The 16,243-nt window shown below is 36.7% G+C and carries 19 protein-coding genes; 5 read left to right on the top strand and 14 right to left on the bottom strand.

All coding sequences use genetic code 11. The annotated features are described in order from the left end of the window. Window positions 1-385: 385 nt before the first annotated feature. Both C9J38_RS22170 and C9J38_RS19470 read right to left on the bottom strand, forming a co-directional pair. Window positions 386-577: an acyltransferase family protein gene (locus C9J38_RS22170; protein ID WP_370444649.1), complete on the bottom strand. Its 192-nt coding sequence runs from the start codon at window positions 575-577 to the stop codon at window positions 386-388. Continuing rightward, entirely contained in the window at window positions 574-753 is a 180-nt protein-coding gene (locus tag C9J38_RS19470; RefSeq protein ID WP_107208545.1) for a delta-aminolevulinic acid dehydratase, read from the bottom strand. Before C9J38_RS19470 ends, C9J38_RS22170 begins: the two co-directional genes overlap by 4 nt. A gap of 202 nt (window positions 754-955) precedes the next feature. Here C9J38_RS19470 and hemB point away from each other — a divergent pair, with 202 nt between their 5' ends. Beyond that, window positions 956-1,948: a porphobilinogen synthase gene (hemB, locus tag C9J38_RS19465; RefSeq protein WP_107208544.1), complete on the top strand. Its 993-nt coding sequence runs from the start codon at window positions 956-958 to the stop codon at window positions 1,946-1,948. A gap of 150 nt (window positions 1,949-2,098) precedes the next feature. Here the strand turns inward: hemB and nagE are convergent, their stop codons facing one another. Continuing rightward, the gene (nagE, locus tag C9J38_RS19460) at window positions 2,099-3,580 is read right to left on the bottom strand and encodes an N-acetylglucosamine-specific PTS transporter subunit IIBC (RefSeq protein WP_107208543.1); all 1,482 of its coding nucleotides are present in this window, start codon (window positions 3,578-3,580) and stop codon (window positions 2,099-2,101) included. Window positions 3,581-3,863: 283 nt separating this feature from the next. Between nagE and C9J38_RS19455 the strand changes: the two genes are divergently transcribed. Further along, window positions 3,864-4,742, top strand: a complete 879-nt coding sequence (locus C9J38_RS19455; protein ID WP_107208542.1) for an AraC family transcriptional regulator — start codon at window positions 3,864-3,866, stop codon at window positions 4,740-4,742. A 74-nt stretch (window positions 4,743-4,816) separates the two neighbouring features. On the opposite strand, the gene C9J38_RS19450 is transcribed toward C9J38_RS19455, so the two are convergent. Next, window positions 4,817-5,134 carry a DUF4144 family protein gene (locus tag C9J38_RS19450; protein ID WP_107208541.1) on the bottom strand — a complete coding sequence of 106 codons (318 nt, stop codon included), beginning with the start codon at window positions 5,132-5,134 and terminating at the stop codon, window positions 4,817-4,819. A gap of 281 nt (window positions 5,135-5,415) precedes the next feature. Between C9J38_RS19450 and C9J38_RS19445 the strand changes: the two genes are divergently transcribed. Beyond that, window positions 5,416-5,772, top strand: coding sequence for a YibL family ribosome-associated protein (locus C9J38_RS19445; RefSeq protein ID WP_006643799.1), 357 nt, complete (start codon window positions 5,416-5,418; stop codon window positions 5,770-5,772). Window positions 5,773-5,910: 138 nt separating this feature from the next. Here C9J38_RS19445 and C9J38_RS19440 read toward each other — a convergent pair whose 3' ends face one another. From C9J38_RS19440 to C9J38_RS19420, 5 genes are all read right to left on the bottom strand, one after another. Then, window positions 5,911-6,576 carry a YdcF family protein gene (locus C9J38_RS19440; protein WP_107208540.1) on the bottom strand — a complete coding sequence of 222 codons (666 nt, stop codon included), beginning with the start codon at window positions 6,574-6,576 and terminating at the stop codon, window positions 5,911-5,913. 436 nt (window positions 6,577-7,012) lie between these two features. Continuing rightward, window positions 7,013-7,552 carry a YaeQ family protein gene (locus C9J38_RS19435; protein WP_199187085.1) on the bottom strand — a complete coding sequence of 180 codons (540 nt, stop codon included), beginning with the start codon at window positions 7,550-7,552 and terminating at the stop codon, window positions 7,013-7,015. A gap of 182 nt (window positions 7,553-7,734) precedes the next feature. Beyond that, on the bottom strand, window positions 7,735-8,043 hold the full coding sequence (locus tag C9J38_RS19430) for a GIY-YIG nuclease family protein (protein ID WP_107208538.1): 309 nt from the start codon (window positions 8,041-8,043) through the stop codon (window positions 7,735-7,737). A 124-nt stretch (window positions 8,044-8,167) separates the two neighbouring features. Then, complete coding sequence (locus tag C9J38_RS19425; RefSeq protein WP_199187080.1) at window positions 8,168-8,827, bottom strand: YceH family protein; 660 nt, start codon at window positions 8,825-8,827, stop codon at window positions 8,168-8,170. A 187-nt stretch (window positions 8,828-9,014) separates the two neighbouring features. Then, entirely contained in the window at window positions 9,015-9,989 is a 975-nt protein-coding gene (locus C9J38_RS19420) for a diguanylate cyclase (RefSeq protein WP_107208536.1), read from the bottom strand. 235 nt (window positions 9,990-10,224) lie between these two features. Between C9J38_RS19420 and C9J38_RS19415 the strand changes: the two genes are divergently transcribed. Continuing rightward, entirely contained in the window at window positions 10,225-10,677 is a 453-nt protein-coding gene (locus tag C9J38_RS19415) for a DUF3069 domain-containing protein (protein WP_107208535.1), read from the top strand. A 319-nt stretch (window positions 10,678-10,996) separates the two neighbouring features. Continuing rightward, window positions 10,997-12,280, top strand: coding sequence for a winged helix-turn-helix domain-containing protein (locus C9J38_RS19410; RefSeq protein ID WP_107208534.1), 1,284 nt, complete (start codon window positions 10,997-10,999; stop codon window positions 12,278-12,280). A gap of 35 nt (window positions 12,281-12,315) precedes the next feature. On the opposite strand, the gene C9J38_RS19405 is transcribed toward C9J38_RS19410, so the two are convergent. The 5 genes from C9J38_RS19405 to C9J38_RS19385 form a co-directional block, all read right to left on the bottom strand. After that, window positions 12,316-12,765, bottom strand: a complete 450-nt coding sequence (locus C9J38_RS19405; protein WP_107208533.1) for an NfeD family protein — start codon at window positions 12,763-12,765, stop codon at window positions 12,316-12,318. Continuing rightward, window positions 12,762-13,691 (bottom strand): SPFH domain-containing protein, encoded by a 930-nt coding sequence (locus C9J38_RS19400; RefSeq protein WP_107208532.1) that lies wholly within the window; start codon window positions 13,689-13,691, stop codon window positions 12,762-12,764. Before C9J38_RS19400 ends, C9J38_RS19405 begins: the two co-directional genes overlap by 4 nt. A 189-nt stretch (window positions 13,692-13,880) precedes the next feature. Then, a complete protein-coding gene (locus C9J38_RS19395; RefSeq protein ID WP_105062330.1) occupies window positions 13,881-14,156 on the bottom strand; it encodes a hypothetical protein in 276 nt (91 codons plus the stop codon). A gap of 506 nt (window positions 14,157-14,662) precedes the next feature. After that, the gene (locus C9J38_RS19390; RefSeq protein WP_107208531.1) at window positions 14,663-15,268 is read right to left on the bottom strand and encodes a histidine phosphatase family protein; all 606 of its coding nucleotides are present in this window, start codon (window positions 15,266-15,268) and stop codon (window positions 14,663-14,665) included. Window positions 15,269-15,593: 325 nt separating this feature from the next. After that, window positions 15,594-16,073, bottom strand: a complete 480-nt coding sequence (locus C9J38_RS19385; protein ID WP_107208530.1) for a hypothetical protein — start codon at window positions 16,071-16,073, stop codon at window positions 15,594-15,596. Window positions 16,074-16,243: the final 170 nt, after the last annotated feature.

The following is a 16,243-nucleotide window of genomic DNA, read 5'->3' as shown; positions in this document are numbered from 1 at the left end:
TATTTATTGTTAATAAATACAAAAGCAAATTACCACTTGCAATTAAATCCTAATGACGAATGTCACAATATGGATTTTCAACATTTTCAGTCTCAAAATAAGATGAAAATTTCTGAAAAAAATTCAAGCGAATTTTAGAAACAAACTTAATAAAATACGTATATTTATCCTAAATATTATACAAACCACATTTTGTAATGTATAAAAACATATAACTAAAAGGTATTAATGGAAATGAAAAAGCAATAATGCTACAGACAGCAGGAAATGCTAAATTTTTACGCTTTTCTAGCTAAGGTTTATTACTTACAAAAATTGAGTAAACAATAGAAAAAACTATTAATTTCCAACAAAAACACGTTACACCAAGATTTATATTTCCAGATTAAAATTCAACGAAATTAATTATAAATTCATTACCAATAAATGGATTTATAAACACTAATGATATTAATACTGGGATCCCTAGTCGAATAAATTTATCTTTTATAAATAATCGTTGGCTTTTATATTCTAGAGAAGATGTTACAAAGTAAGCTGATATGAAGAAAAAACAAACTTGTGTTATATGGTTCAATTATCACTGTCAATCCATCGTTCAAGTCTCGCCTTTATGATAGCCGCTTCTTTTGCTTTTTCTTTCGCAAGGTCGGTTTGTTCGCGATAGGCTTTACCCGCAAAAAAGCCTGCTACTAAGCAACATAAAACCAACAAGATGAATAAGCTAATTTTCACTTTCTTTATGTTTAACATACTATATTGCTTCTTTTCTCTCTAACTTGTTGCTTCAAAACATCAGTGTAACTTTATAATAATAGTTAGAAATCCCCAAGATAACCGCGCTAATTACTCATCTAGCTATTGCTGTAATAGCTATTTTATTTGCATAAAAATTTGATCTACGTTGTAATATTTGTATGATATATCTCTAATTATTATTAAAAGACATAATCCAATGACTACTACACTCACTTCCCCATTAAAACGTATCCGCCGTATGCGTCGCAGTGCAAATATGCGTGATCTTGTTCGTGAACACGAATTCAAATTAGCCGATCTGATCCACCCTATCTTTATTGAAGAAACGTTAACTGAAGAAGTGCCTATCAGCACGATGCCAGGGATCTCACGTATTCCTGAAACTCTGTTGGCAGATGAAGTGAAAACGCTTTATAAACTGGGTGTGCGTTATGTTATGCCTTTTGGTATTTCGCACACCAAAGATGAGATTGGTAGCGATACATGGAATGATGATGGCTTACTGGCACGTATGGTGAAAACCATTAAAGCAGCATGCCCAGATATGATGGTGATCCCTGATATTTGTTTCTGTGAATACACTACGCATGGTCACTGTGGTGTTTACCATAACGAACATGTTTTAAACGATGAAACATTAGAACTACTAGTTAAACAAAGTGTTACGGCAGCCCGTGCTGGTGCAGATATGCTTGCGCCATCAGCCATGATGGATGGTCAAGTTAAAGCTATTCGCGAAGGGTTAGATGCCGCAGGTTTTGAGCATGTGGCTATTCTTGCTCATGCGGTTAAGTTCGCCTCATCATTTTATGGCCCATTCCGTACTGCGGTTGATTGTGAATTAACAGGTGATCGCAAAGAATACCAAATGGATTGTGCTAATGGTCGTCAAGCATTACAAGAAGCATTACTTGACGAAGAAGAAGGCGCAGATATTTTAATGGTGAAACCGGGAACACCTTACCTTGATGTTGTTGCGAATCTTCGTCGCGAAACTCACCTTCCTCTTGCTGTTTACCAAGTCGGTGGCGAGTACGCTGGGATCAAATTTGCAGCGTTAGCAGGTGCGCTTGATGAAAAACGTGTGGTATACGAAACATTAACAGGCTTCAAACGTGCAGGTGCTGATTTAATTGTCAGTTACTATACCAAGCAAGTGGCTGAGTGGATGGCGCAAGACAACGCGTAAGAAACTTATTTCTACTTCCATCTTAAACCTTGTGCAATCTACAAATGGTTAAGACGACATTTAAATGAATATTTAATCGAAAAAAGTAAACAAAAAAGGAGTAACTGATTGGACAGTTACTCCTTTTAGCTTAAAAATTAACTCAAAATTTTAACTCATCGTCGCCTTAATACTATTGGCTATAGATTCCGCTTTAGGACCTAAAATTACCTGTGCACTTTTCTTACCAATCCGCACTACACCTTTTGAACCAAGGGCTTTAAGTGCTTCTTCATCAAATAAACTACAGTCATTCACACCTAAACGAAGTCGTGTAATACACGCATCAACAGAGATAATATTACTTTCGCCACCCAACGCTTCAATATAAGCCACAGGATTAAGCCCGACTTCTTGTGATACTTTACTTTCGTCATCATCAACTGAAGGTGTAGGTAATTTAAATACCTTGATAACAAAGTAGAAAATCACAAAATAAATCACAAAATAAGCACCAATTAATGGCACCAGTAACCATGGCTTCGTTGCTAGTCCCCAGTTGAGAACAAAATCAATCAATCCAGCTGAGAATCCAAAACCATGTAAGATACCCAGTGAGTTACAAATCACCATCGATACACCAGATAACAGTGCATGAATACCGTATAAAACTGGCGCGATAAATAGGAAGCTAAATTCAATCGGCTCTGTAATACCGGTTAAAAATGCTGTAAAAGCAAGTGATAACAACATTCCACCGACTAACTTACGTTTGTTTTTCGGAGATGCTAGCGTTAAGGCTAGAGCCGCTCCAGGTAAACCGCCCATCATTACTGGATATGCCCACGCCATATAAACACCAGCAGTTGGGTCGCCAGCAAAGAAACGATTTAAATCACCACGGGTTGTAATATCAGCAATCTTAGTAATAACTGAACCATCAATATTCGGCACCATTTGCCCTATTGATAAATGTGAAACAATACTTGGGTTTAAACAAATCTGATGCAGTGATGAACCGAGTTCATACGACACTTTGGTACATTCGCCAAGACTGAACCAGAACACAGAATGTAGGAAGTAATGTAGACCTAAAGGTATTAACGCACGATTTAATACGCCATAAATAAATTCACCGATATAGCCACTATGAGCTATCCACCCACTGAAATTATCAATGCCTTGCTGCACATATACCCATACTTCACCGCATACGACAGCCATAATTAAACAGCACAATCCAGCAACAATCGGGGTTAATCGCTTCCCTGAGAAAAACGCTAAGAAATCAGGCATTTTTGCTTGATAGGAATAATTATAAGCATGCCCTGAAATAATACCGGCGATAATGCCAGCAAAAAATCCTAGTTTTACGTCAGGGTTAATCGCAGTTGTCGCTTGCGTCAAAATAAAATAACCCACAACCCCAGCTAATGCTGCAGCACCTGAACCGTCTTTTGATAAACCTACCGAAATACCTAAAGCAAAGATTAAAGGAAGATTATCAAAAATACTGCTACCCGCTTTGGCAATAAAAGAGATGTCTAACAAATCGGGTTGTCCAAAGCGCAGCAATAACGCTGCTATCGGTAATGTCGCGATAGGCAGCATCAGTGCTTTACCTAATCGCTGAAAATAAGCGAAATTAACCATATATGTATGCCTTTTTAGAGGATAGATAAGGCAGGTGAAATATAAGGGGGAATTTATATTTCACCATGAAGTATACGGATAACATTCATTGTTTATCCCTACCTTGCCTTTAGCCATACAATAATCCTTTCACCAAACAAGCTTTGATACTTTTTTATCAGTTAGTAGTACTTTTTCATCACAAACGTATTTTTAGCGATAATTTCGATACTATATTGCTAGAAAATAATACTTTTCAATCAGGTCTTATTTTTTAGATAAAATAATCTTAGGAGATCGGAATTTGAAAGCGACATTAGAAAAGGTACCACAACGTATAGGCTGCTCATGGCGATTTAAAAAAATTCTCGAGCCAGTAAAAGATTTCAGTTGGCATTATCACCAGAAAGAATTTGAGTTACTGATCCACCGTAACTTCCGCTCACGCTGTCATATTGGTCATTACCAAGGTGACTTCGATCAAGCCACGATGATCTTAATTGCACCTAATGTGCCGCATGGTATCGAGTCAATTAGCCCTCCTGATAGCAAAGACTATGAAACTTTGGTGGTGTGGTTTAAGCAAGACTGGATCGCGAATATGATGTTCAGTTGTCAGGAGTTAAGGAAAGTTGACTCGCTACTAAAACGCGCAGAGAAAGGCTTACTTTTTAGCCCAGAGACGACACAAAAGGTGATCACTATCGTCGAGGCTATCGATGAAAAACATTTTGATCCGATTAACTTATTGGCTGCCTTGATTCATATATTTGAAGCGCTTTGCCAAGATAAAGCCAGTCAAACCTTGCTCTCCCATAATGTTGAAAGCAAAAACCACGACCAATGTAATAAAGAGAAAATTGAGCGTCTGTGTGCATTTATCGATCAACATTACGCTGAACCTATAACGTTAGAAGATGTGGCTAACTTTATCTGTACCAGTGAAAGCACTATTCATCGCTTATTTGAACAGCATTTTAATGAAACCTTTATCCAATATCTGAAGAAACTTCGCTTAAACCATGCATCTGAATTATTGGTATCAAGCCGTGACCCGATTTCTCATGTTGCAGAGCAAGTCGGTTATCGAAATCAAGCCAATTTTAACCGCCAGTTTAAACAATATAAGAGTATGACTCCGCGTGAATATCGGCGTACTTATAAACTTGATGCTAAGGTCTAAAAGGTGTGTTTTAACTTTCTGGTTAGAAATGATTAGGCCGATTAAGCGTTGATAAATAAACAAACCTTTTATTGTTAAAATGACAATGATTCAATCGCATCATCTATTGCTCTAAACTGAATTTTGGTTAAACACATTTCTGCTTTTGAAAATTCATGGGCTTGAATCAAAGCTGTCACGGCCTCTAATGATAGAGGCTCACCTTGCATTTGAAAGCAAAACGTATTGTTTTTGGAAAGAGTAAACGTAAACTGTTGACCATCACTATCGACGATAACATCTGCATCACTCCAAATAAGTGACTGGCATTCATCCATTAAGTCACTTTCTGAGCCTAGGTAAATGAGTTCATCATCACCTTCTAACTTAAAGAAACACGGCCAATTAATCATCACTCTTACCTCTTAAGTAAGTCGATATTTATCAAAAAAGAACCACAATACAAACACGGTTTACTGTCCGATAAATGGCTAAAATAAGCGCTATACCATGTCACCAAAGATGAGTCGTGCTGCTTTTAAGTCTGTTTCCCTATCAGAACTAAAAATACTTTCATGATATTGCTCACGATTTAGCATATATAAGGTATAATATTCAGAACTCAATACCCTACTCGCTGAAAACACTGCGATTTGGTGTATTGCGAGCGTAAATACGAAGGTAATGAAAACACATGAATTTAAACCAAGAGCTTCAAAATCTTAATAACCGTATGGACAAGTGCCAGCGTAAACTTGCTGCTGCTATTCAACGAGATGACAAAGTTATCATCAAACAGTTTAAAGATGAGCTTACCAAGCTAAATAAAAAAGCTCAAAACGTTAAACACCGTAAATCATCTGAAGTGAGTAGCAAAGGTAAAGATGTTAAGTCTCTTGCTTTTAACCGTGTACTAACTAAAGCTGAACAAGCAGATATGGGCAAACTGAAGAAAACAGTTAAAGGCCTAGTTGTTGTTCACCCTATGACGGCTTTAGGCCGCAGCATGGGTTTAAAAGAAGTTACAGGTTACGCACCTAAAGCATTTTAATAGACTTTAAGTGTCAAAGAAAAAGGCGAACATTCATTGTTCGCCTTTTTGCTTTCTAAACGACTTTCTAAACTATAAGTTATTAAATAAAAATCAACTCAGCTCATCTTCTTTAACCAATACTATACGATAAAAGCATTAAGACGCTTTTGCTGTTAATTCTGCTGATAAATGCTGATCAAAACCGTAACTGACTAAACGCTCAAACGCATCCCATACTTCATTAGGTATTGGTTGTGGTGTTGAGAATCCTAACTCTGGGTAAAAACGGATACGCTGTAAATCACCAACCATCACGTTAATCAAATCACCAAAACTGATTGTATCATTTGCATAATCATCAAAACGAATTACCGGAGATGTCACGATAGCTTTCATGTTAGGCCATTGTTGTTCAAACGTCGCCAGTGTACGTCGCTCCATAAAAGGCTTTTGAACGAGAATAAAGCTGCTCGGTGTCAGCCCTTTTTGCTGTAATAAACGACGGGTAAAAAGGACATTCTCACCTGTATTGGTTGACTCAGGCTCAATCAAAATCGCCTCTTTTGGCACCCCCATATCTAGCGCTATTTTTGCAAAATGTTCGGCTTCTGAAGTGTTAAATAAGCCTTCGGTTAGCTCACCGACGCCACCAGAGAAAATGATACAAGGTGCAAGTCCTTGCTTATAAAGTTCTACCGCTCGCTCAGCGACACGTTCATCGTTACTTCCTAGCACAAAGATACAATCACTCTTTACTATCTCATGATTCAACTGGTGATAATCCCAAATTATGGTTGCTAGTTCATAAATTCGTTTAGGCATAAATCGTCCTTATTCGCAGCAAGATGAATGAATACTCTCTGATATTTCACGCTGTTGATACAGCCCTACATTGTTTTGTAATAAGGGATAAGTGGCATAATGCGTCTTAGTTATGATTGCATAATGACAAAGATAAGAAACTCACTTAATACTGATAAAACTGTTTCAATATTGATAATCATAATTAATCACAACTTACAAAAACGTAAAGCTGCTACTGCTTTATTATATAAGGCACCGACTAATAAAAACTGAATCAAATCATAAAACAAGCAAAAAAAAGGTGACATAGACTCGTCTACGTCACCTAGTATGTTTGGTCTTAACATTATAACTTACGGTATGACACGTTTAACTCGCTACTAATCCACTTCGGGGTTATGTCGTAAATTATTCGTATACAACCAATGTTAAGCGAAACATTTAATAATTAAAATTAGCGCTTCCACCATTCAGGGATGATTGTTACGTTCGCATTCGCCGCACTCAACCAAGCCTGTTCACCTTCGATTGTTAGCTGTAATTGCATGGTACGTTCCACCACACTTTCTAGCTGTTTCAACACTTCATCGCGAATATAGACCACAGAAACATTATCTAATGCATTGATTTTACTTTCATTTGCTTGCCACCAAATAGAAGCTGCATTATCACCATAAGCAAAAATAATCACCTTCTCTGATTTATGTGACGCTTTACGGATACGTTTCTCATCAGGCAAGCCAAGCTCAACCCATAATTCAATATCGTCAATTAAACTTTTCGTCCATAAATCAGGCTCTTCCGTACTACTTACACCTTTTGTAAACTGCAAGTTGTGATCCGCATTTAAGCCCCAAGCAATGACGCGTAACATGAAACGTTGTAAAGTTTCTGATGGATGACAAGCAATAGTATGTTGCTGATCTAAATAGACATGTCGATCCATGTCTGCCACGTTCATTTGTACTTTGTAAATAGTGGCATTGGTAGCCATATAGTAAACCTTATTATTGTTCTGTTGCATGTTATACGCCCTCCGTTGAGGTTATGTCTTACATAATTAGTGCCATTTCTGGCGCGCATAACAGTAAAATTTTTGTCCTTTCGGCTAACTGTTTAAAAACAATTAGTTATCAATATGCTTTACAGCGGATGAGGATTGTATGTTACTGCGGCTTAATTTTGCGGAAATAACAGATAAAGATCAGTGTTTATTTTTATTAACTGTTCTTTGCGTGCTCTAGTCAGTGTTTTTTTTATTTTATATTCAAACACCATCGCATCACGCTTATTGAGTACTTTTTGCGACCAAGCCAATGTGAGTGGTCCTTTTCCTTTAAGGTACTTTGCACCTTTTTTACCGTGTTGATGCTCTGCAAACCGACGATCTATATCGGTCGTTACACCGCAATATAACGTATTAGAGGAAGTTCTGATTAAATAGACATACCAAGATGTTACGTCTTTTGTCGTTTCTTTACTCATCCAATACTCATCTCATGAAAACAAAAACAGGTTCAGCAATGCTGAACCTGTTCGTGTGGGTATTCAATCATGGATGGTTTAATAGCGCAATAAAACAATGCTAAACGTATCCATTTAATCAGATCTATTCAGTTAATGAAGTAATGATTGCCTGTAACTCTGCCACTTTTTGTTTTAATTCTTCTACATCGTTTTCAAGTTGGCTAATACGTTCATTATTGCCTGAACCACTTGTTACAGCTTGTACTGCACTTTCATATGCTGAAATATCAATCTGACCACTTAGCAAATGCATGTAACGACAATCACGTTTACCTGGCTCTCGAGGTAGTTTTACAACATATGGGCCTTTCTCATCACTTGATAGCTTAGTTAACACAGCTTCAGCTTCACGTACGTCCGTAAATTCACATAACCGATTAGTACGAGTACGGATTTCACCGGCAGTTTGCGGCCCTCGAAGTAATAACACTATCATTGCTCCGAGCTCTTGTTTTGTAAATTGTAAACTACCAAACTCGGTATTACAGAAGCGATGTTGAAATTTCGATACTCGACTACCAAAACTGCTGACATCGGCAACCATACGTTTTGCTTTTAATTCCTCAACAGTGTCGAGTACTGTTGCTTCATCAAGTGACATAACAGGTTCACGGCTACTTTTTTGATTACATGCCGTGGTTAACGCATTAAGTGTCAATGGGTATTGATCTGGAGTTGTGATTTCTTTTTCAAGCATACAACCAATTACGCGAGCTTGATTTTGCGTTAAATTAATTTCCATGCCCATCTTTCACCCTTTATAAAACTAACTCATTAAAATTAGATAATATCGATATATTAACGACTACATTGAAGCTTTATTTTTGTTCTTAACAAGAGATTATCACGTTATATGTCAACAGCAAGCTGTAAAATTACAGTTTGTCTGCTTTTCAGACAACAATAACTTACTCTATTAACTCACAATATTAGTTTTCACTTTGATCAACAGGTAGATTAAGGTAATCCGCAGCAACATAATGATTACGCCCTTTTGCTTTCGCTTGATAAAGCAACTTATCTACTTCCTGATATAAATTCTCAATACTTTCTAAACCTGTAGGTATCCAAGAAATAGCACCTTGGCTCACGGTTAAAATTTTCGCTGTATCAGAATATTCATGTTTAATTGCTAAAGAGATAATCCCTTCTTTCAAGCGTTCACACTCTTTGATAGCTTGTTGGCTATTACAATTACTTAGAAGGATAACGAACTCTTCACCACCATATCGTGCACAAATTTCTCCCGCACGGCTGAATTTAGTTTTCAACTGATATGCCAACAGCTTTAAGATAGTATCTCCTTCAATATGACCATAATGATCATTGAATGATTTGAAGTGATCGACATCAAGCATAATAATCGTTAACGGCAAACCATTTCGGCCATGTAGCGACACTAGCTCACTCAATTTTTGATCGAGATAACGACGATTGGCTAAAGTAGTAAGACCATCTTCATTGACTTGCTGTGACAATAGATCATTTGCTTGCTGTAGCTGAATTGAGGTTTGTTTTAATTGGCGTCTCATGACCGATATACGTTGCATAGCTTTAATTTTAGCCGATAGCACCATGCTATTAACAGGCTTGATCAGATAATCATCGCCACCTTTATCAATCGCCTCTGCGATGAGTTCAGGCTCTGAATGCGCACTCAGAAATATAATTGGTACCCATTCAGGAAAACACGCACGTATTTTCTGTGCAAGTTCAGTACCTTGCATATCTGGCATACAGATATCTAAAAGCACTAAATCGGGATCAAAGCTAGCATAACTGTTAAGTGCATCCTGTCCTGAAGAAAAAGCTTTAACCATATGACCCAGATTTTTCAACCTTAGTTCAAGATACAGTCTTTCAGATAAGACATCATCAACTAATAAAATGTTCATCGGTTTCATCAAGATACCTTAAGAGTATTTTTAGTCTAAGTTATTAAGCATTTTACATGCCTAATTTAATTTAGGCTTACAATGGATCAATAGTTGAGATAAAAACAAGCTTTTTAAGCATGATGGGACAATAATCACATCAAGGTAAAACATCGATTTATTACTGTTCTCTACATGATATATTGACATTTGACGTTAGAAATATAGGATTCTCCTCCTTAAACTTATGCTGTAGGAAAAAGCCATGTCTGAGATGAACAAAAACGATGATCAAATCGTTGAAGAAGAAACGTTAACGCTAGAAGACTGTTCACCAGAACTTCGTCAAGTTGTAAAATTTGAGAAAGTACCAGCAGAACTTATTGATATGCTAGTTAATGTCTACAAAGTTTCTGAGCCAAGTACACGCGAAGCATGGAATTCACTGCCTGCAAGTGCGCAAAATGTATTAGATAACTTCGAGCAATTTCATGCTCTAGTTGCACTAAGCCAAAGCTACTCAGGTGTTGATTTCCTAAGTGAAATGCAAGGTACAACGTTCCCTGAAGACATGAGTGCTGAAGAGCAAGCAGAATACAAAGCATCTGCACTTGATAAAGTTCTTCATAGCTGTGTGAAAGATATGTGTAAGCAACTTAAGAAAGCACGTCAAAATCCACCAATGAAACGTGAATTCAATATGATCTTTCAAAAGTAGTTATATTTTTATAACTATAGAACATAAGGAGTAGCATTTGCTGCTCCTTTTTTTGTTGGAAAAATGAAGTGCGAATGTAATCAAGATAACAAAGGAATAAGCATAACATCAATTTATAAAATGATATTCAACGCCTCAATTTGTCTTTTTGACTGCTGATATTGTTTTCATTTTACTAATCATACTCTACGGTTAAATCCCCTCTTAATTAAAAAGTTGCAACAATTTAAAATGCTCAATGCAAACTTAATGCAGCAGTTTTACATAACTTCGTGATATTATACAAAATTGAATGATTTCAATAGTTAGAGGTTCATGGATGCCAAATACTGAGCAGATAAGATTCCAGACAAATGTGTGTTATGTAGAGAGCCAAGGCGTTCTTAAAACACCAGAATCTACGCTCAAGTTAAACTTATCTGAGCAATACATTTTATCGTATCTCATAGATAATTATGGTAAACCCGTAACAAAAAATGAACTCTTAAATGTAGGTTGGCCCGATCGCATTGTAACTGAAGCTTCTTTATTTCAAGTCATTCGCGCTCTACGTGTGAAGCTGAATGAAGAAAAAAAAGGTGATGTAATAGAAACATTGCCACGTGTCGGTTATCAAATTCGAGAATTCACTCGAGAGACGGTTGATTTATCAGACTCTCAACGTTTATCTCCATTAAAGAAAATCGGAAAAAAAACAATCGCTCTTTCCGCCATTAGTTTAGTGGTGATTATCAGTGGAATCGCTTGGATGAAATATCCTTATTCTGGATCGCCAAAATACTATTTAATTGATAAAGATCGAGTTGGTAGCAATGATTTTACTTATATAGCGTCAAATGCTGAAGATCTCGCAGATCTACGGGGTAAAGTAAAAGAGATTATTAATCAACAAGTTAATAAGTTCGGTTCAATTACGACTAAAAATCAACGAGTCTATCTTTATAAGACAGATAGTTTTTATTCTGCGGCATGGTGCACTGTAGACAGCAATAAAGTTTGTAAAAAAAATAGTGATTTTAGCTATAAAATAGTACCAAATGAGTGGTCGACATTTGCTGATATTGTCGTTAACAATAAAAAGAACTATCACGGTACACCGATTATTCATACTGAGAATACGCAAGAACCAACGTCAATTGCCTACACGTCATATATTGATAAATCAGGTATTCAATCAAAGGTTACGCATCTCTTTCTTACTCCAACAAATAAAAACGGCATCTTTAATTATTCAATGATGTCTTTTATTCAAGAGAAAGAGAGTGGCATGTTTCACCCTCTCTCTATCAGCGCAGCCAAAGCAATATTGTATGATAAAGGTTCTCAATTTTTGAAAACGGTAAAAATTGAACCTGAAATGTTTCACTGGTCTTATCAACCAAGTGTAAATTTTGATGAAAAGAAATCACTAGCTTTAAAGCATAGTAGTTTAGTTGAACAAGGTTTTCAAAATAATAAACCTTTTTTTAGTTACTTAGTGTACGAGCAACCTCATCTAGTATTAATGCTTGATAATACAACAGGATTTGTCTGGAATAACACCAGTGAAGCAAATCCTTATGCGATTTTTTCATACTCTTCATCAAGCTCAACAAATAAATAATTAAATGCGCAGTACTCTGTACTGCGCATTTTTTATTATGAAGGTTTTACAATTAAGGTTATTCCTTCTACATCAACGACCACAACCTTCTGCCCTTCAACTAAATCAACGTCTGTTTTAACACTCCATGTGGTATCACCAAGTTGCAATCGGCCATTTCCAGCATTCATTGCTTTTTCTACTGTAATAATTTGACCAATCAATTGAGCGCCACGTTGATTTAATTTTGAAACAGAGGCATCCGTTTTGTCTTTTTTATGCTGGTATCTCCACCATAACCAAGTGGTAAATAGCGCAAATACTGCAAAACAAACCCACTGTAAGGGCCATGAAACAGGTAACATTATTAATAAGACGCCGACTAGAACAGCTGAAATACCAAGCCATAATAAATACCCAGCAGTGCCAAGTAGTTCAAGTAGCAATAACACTAAGCCTAATGCTATCCAATGCCAGAAATTCATTTGTTCTAGTAAGTCGATCATGCATTCCCACCTTTATCTGTTTTATTACCCCATAACTCGGCAATACCGGCAACAGAACCCATCAAGCCCGTGGTTTCTAATGGCATCATGATGACTTTACCATTCTCAGACTGCCCTATCGCTTTTAGTGCTTCCGTATAGCCTTGCGCGACAAAGTAATTAATTGCTTTAACATCACCGTTCGCTATTGCATCTGATACCATTTTCGTTGCTTTGGCTTCAGCTTCGGCTTCACGCTCTCTCGCTTCTGCTTGCAGAATCACTGACTGTTTTTCACCTTCAGCTTTTAAAATTTCTGATTGCTTTTGTCCTTCAGCACGGAGAATTTGAGCTTGGCGCACACCTTCAGCTTCCAAAATTTCAGCACGTTTGTTTCGTTCAGCTTTCATCTGCGCGTTCATTGCTGCGGTTAAATCTGTAGGCGGTTGTACGTCTTTTATTTCAATACGAGTGATCTTAATACCCCACGGATTGGTTGCTTGATCGACAATTGTGAGTAGGCGGCTATTAATGGTATCTCGTTGCGATAACATTTCATCAAGCTCCATAGAGCCCAACACCGTACGCATATTCGTTAACGTTAGATTACGAATAGCGAGTTCAAGATCTGATACTTCATATGCTGCTTTTGCCGCATCGAACACTTGAATAAAACAAACTGCATCAATTGTTACTGAAGCATTATCACGAGAAATAACTTCTTGCGCAGGAATATCTAACACTCGCTCCATCATATTCACTTTATTACCGACTTTATCAATAAAAGGAATAATCAAATTTAGACCTGGACGAAGTGTTTTGGTATAGCGTCCAAAACGTTCTACTGTCCATTCAGATCCCTGAGTAACAGTTTTGACACAGGATGCAATAATGACTATCGCAACAAAAATAAATATAGCAATGGTGATTAACGAATCGTATGGCATAGCGTCTCTCCCTAATAGGCGTTAAAGCATTGTACCATCGGGGTAAGTAAATATGCATCAACACACAAGAAATGAGACATAGTTAAAACAGAACAGTAAATCGTAGTTGACCAGAAAAAGATAACGCCAAATGAATAAACATTTGGCGTTTAATTAAGTACTTATTGTGTATTGGTGATTGCTACATAATTAGCATTTACGCATAGTTACATCTTCAAACTCACCATCAATCACTGTATGTGCTGATTGTTGACGGTAATCCGTGTCAACTTTGCGATCTCGTCCAGCAAAACCTTCACTAAAAGTACGCTCTTCAAATTGAACACCTTCTGATGCTAATTTGCGTTTAATAAATGGTTTTGCAATTAATGCCACGACGCCCATTAAAAGAGCCATTATCGCAGCAAAAGAAACAGTAAATAATCCAATAACTACAGCAACAAAACCAGTAAGTAAATTTTTCATGGCTAAGCCTCTCTCTATAAAATTTAGATAGAACAATAGTTAACTCACTTGTTACTATTTTCTTTCTAAACTGATCTGCACTCTCTCGTAGCAGTTATTTTTAGCTTACAACTAAATTAACTGACTGAAGATGAACCGAAGATGAACATATAACCTATTGTTCACAATCTACGTATTCTCTAACGAAAACTGAAACTTACAAAAGACCGTTAGTGATAATACAAACTATAAAGAGCCTGTTTCTATATAAGGTGGGAGGTAGGACTATGGAATACCTACAACAATGAGTCAGCTCCGATCTCATCGAACCTTAATCCCGCCATGTCGGCGATGTCCTAACTTAACGTCACCGCAAGTTAGGTCGGCACAACCCGTGATAAGCCAGATTATAGTCGCTGATTACTATTATTCTCTGCACTCCCTGCTTCAAGCCGTCGCCTAAAGCTTTAAAACTATAACACTTTAAAATTTATAAAAGCAATAATAAACAGCGAGTACGTGTTGTTTTACACAGCTTCCACTGATACTTCACACTGTATGCGGCTAATCTTATGATCTGCTAATAAAAAAAATGCATTTTGTGGTAAATCTTGCTCAAAGGTTTCACTGTAGCTCATGGCAGCATATACCCCTCTGAACACTGCACCTGTTAGACCATGTGAAACAACGATAAGATGATCAGGAATTAAGTCATCATGTAAAAAATCTTTAATTCGATGAACAACTGATTCATATGATTCACAATTTGGTGCTGAGAGATACCAATCACGATGATTCAATAGCTTCGGATTATTCTGAACTAAATCAGGAATAAAACATTTTTCCCAGTCACCTAAACTAAACTCTTTTAAGCGCTCATCAGTCGTTATTAAATTGCTATCTATTCCTAACTCTTCACAGACTATTTTGGCTGTTTCTATCGCTCTGCCAAGTGGACTGCAATAAACAGCCCAATGCTTTTTATTACCAATTTTTAGATTGATAGATGAGCCAATCATAGATGCTTGTTCTTTTCCTAATTCCGTCAAGCCTGAGTTACAATGTCCTTGTAAGCGTTGTTGAGCGTTAAACGTTGTTTGACCATGGCGTAATAGATAAATGCTTTTTGACATTGTATTCCCCTTGCGATAAGAAGAAATTACACCACTTACTACCTTACGACAAGTTGAATAGCCTTTTAATAGCAAAAAGGCATACATCAAGCCTTAACATAATGAACACAATGGGAATGGCTTGGTTTACAGGAACAAGAACGAATCAATAGTCTAACTGTTCTAAATTAAAAGTATCGTCTATATAGATCAAGACAACTCCTCCTTGAGGATAGTCACAACGCAGATTGCTAAATCGACTACGTGCATGTGTGCAGAAGGAGAAAGGAAAGAGAGGGAGAATAGTGAGTAAACCTTCTCCCATACATATGGTATAGCTATATATTTAGCGGCTCATCCAAATATCACTGAAGCGCTGTGTTGATATATGAAAAAACAAATCATCTTTTTGCTTATAAACATTAACAAATGTTTTTTCTATATCTACAAATTCTGTATTTCTAAATTGAGATACAACAAAGGTTAAATCATTATTAGTTTTAGGTGTATAAGCCCAGTAATTCAAATTGTCTTCATTTCTCTTACAATGCTTTTCCATCTCAATTTTCTTGCCATTAATGAGCATGGATACGGTACCATTAAGACCTTGAATATTGCATTGACTTAAAAAACGCTCAAAGCCATTATTGTTATACTTCGCTTTGTAGAGTTTAAAGAATAACTTTTTTCCACCGAGTTCTGGTGGCGTGATCAATGCAGATAAAACGTAATGTCCGTCAATACTTGATGAGTTCCAATCCTCTGCTTTCACATTTAATGAACACATCATCATTAATAAAGATGCGATACATAACAGCTTACTCATATTATTCCTTTAACATCAATAACAGCCACAATAAAAGAAGAACGTTCTTTTTAATCAGTTTAACAGCAATGTTATGCGTCATCAAAAGAATCATTGGACCCATTAAAGCTAAACATGAAATTTTTATACATACTTTCTGTATTTTATTACCAACCTGTAAGGTAATTAAT

This window comes from Photobacterium sp. GB-210 (genome assembly GCF_003026075.1).
GTDB lineage: Bacteria > Pseudomonadota > Gammaproteobacteria > Enterobacterales > Vibrionaceae > Photobacterium.
The sequence above is the reverse complement of the archived record's forward strand: the minus strand, read 5'-3'. Positions and strand labels throughout refer to the sequence as shown.

What these genes read in the sequence shown, in the direction of transcription:
- C9J38_RS19470 (WP_107208545.1), bottom strand. Translation starts at nt 753, where the DNA reads ATGTTAAACATAAAGAAAGTGAAAATTAGCTTATTCATCTTGTTGGTT.
- hemB (WP_107208544.1), top strand. Translation starts at nt 956, where the DNA reads ATGACTACTACACTCACTTCCCCATTAAAACGTATCCGCCGTATGCGT.
- nagE (WP_107208543.1), bottom strand. Translation starts at nt 3,580, where the DNA reads ATGGTTAATTTCGCTTATTTTCAGCGATTAGGTAAAGCACTGATGCTG.
- C9J38_RS19450 (WP_107208541.1), bottom strand. Translation starts at nt 5,134, where the DNA reads ATGATTAATTGGCCGTGTTTCTTTAAGTTAGAAGGTGATGATGAACTC.
- C9J38_RS19445 (WP_006643799.1), top strand. Translation starts at nt 5,416, where the DNA reads ATGAATTTAAACCAAGAGCTTCAAAATCTTAATAACCGTATGGACAAG.
- C9J38_RS19440 (WP_107208540.1), bottom strand. Translation starts at nt 6,576, where the DNA reads ATGCCTAAACGAATTTATGAACTAGCAACCATAATTTGGGATTATCAC.
- C9J38_RS19435 (WP_199187085.1), bottom strand. Translation starts at nt 7,552, where the DNA reads ATGGCTACCAATGCCACTATTTACAAAGTACAAATGAACGTGGCAGAC.
- C9J38_RS19430 (WP_107208538.1), bottom strand. Translation starts at nt 8,043, where the DNA reads ATGAGTAAAGAAACGACAAAAGACGTAACATCTTGGTATGTCTATTTA.
- C9J38_RS19425 (WP_199187080.1), bottom strand. Translation starts at nt 8,827, where the DNA reads ATGGAAATTAATTTAACGCAAAATCAAGCTCGCGTAATTGGTTGTATG.
- C9J38_RS19420 (WP_107208536.1), bottom strand. Translation starts at nt 9,989, where the DNA reads ATGAAACCGATGAACATTTTATTAGTTGATGATGTCTTATCTGAAAGA.
- C9J38_RS19415 (WP_107208535.1), top strand. Translation starts at nt 10,225, where the DNA reads ATGTCTGAGATGAACAAAAACGATGATCAAATCGTTGAAGAAGAAACG.
- C9J38_RS19410 (WP_107208534.1), top strand. Translation starts at nt 10,997, where the DNA reads ATGCCAAATACTGAGCAGATAAGATTCCAGACAAATGTGTGTTATGTA.
- C9J38_RS19405 (WP_107208533.1), bottom strand. Translation starts at nt 12,765, where the DNA reads ATGATCGACTTACTAGAACAAATGAATTTCTGGCATTGGATAGCATTA.
- C9J38_RS19400 (WP_107208532.1), bottom strand. Translation starts at nt 13,691, where the DNA reads ATGCCATACGATTCGTTAATCACCATTGCTATATTTATTTTTGTTGCG.
- C9J38_RS19395 (WP_105062330.1), bottom strand. Translation starts at nt 14,156, where the DNA reads ATGAAAAATTTACTTACTGGTTTTGTTGCTGTAGTTATTGGATTATTT.
- C9J38_RS19390 (WP_107208531.1), bottom strand. Translation starts at nt 15,268, where the DNA reads ATGTCAAAAAGCATTTATCTATTACGCCATGGTCAAACAACGTTTAAC.
- C9J38_RS19385 (WP_107208530.1), bottom strand. Translation starts at nt 16,073, where the DNA reads ATGAGTAAGCTGTTATGTATCGCATCTTTATTAATGATGATGTGTTCA.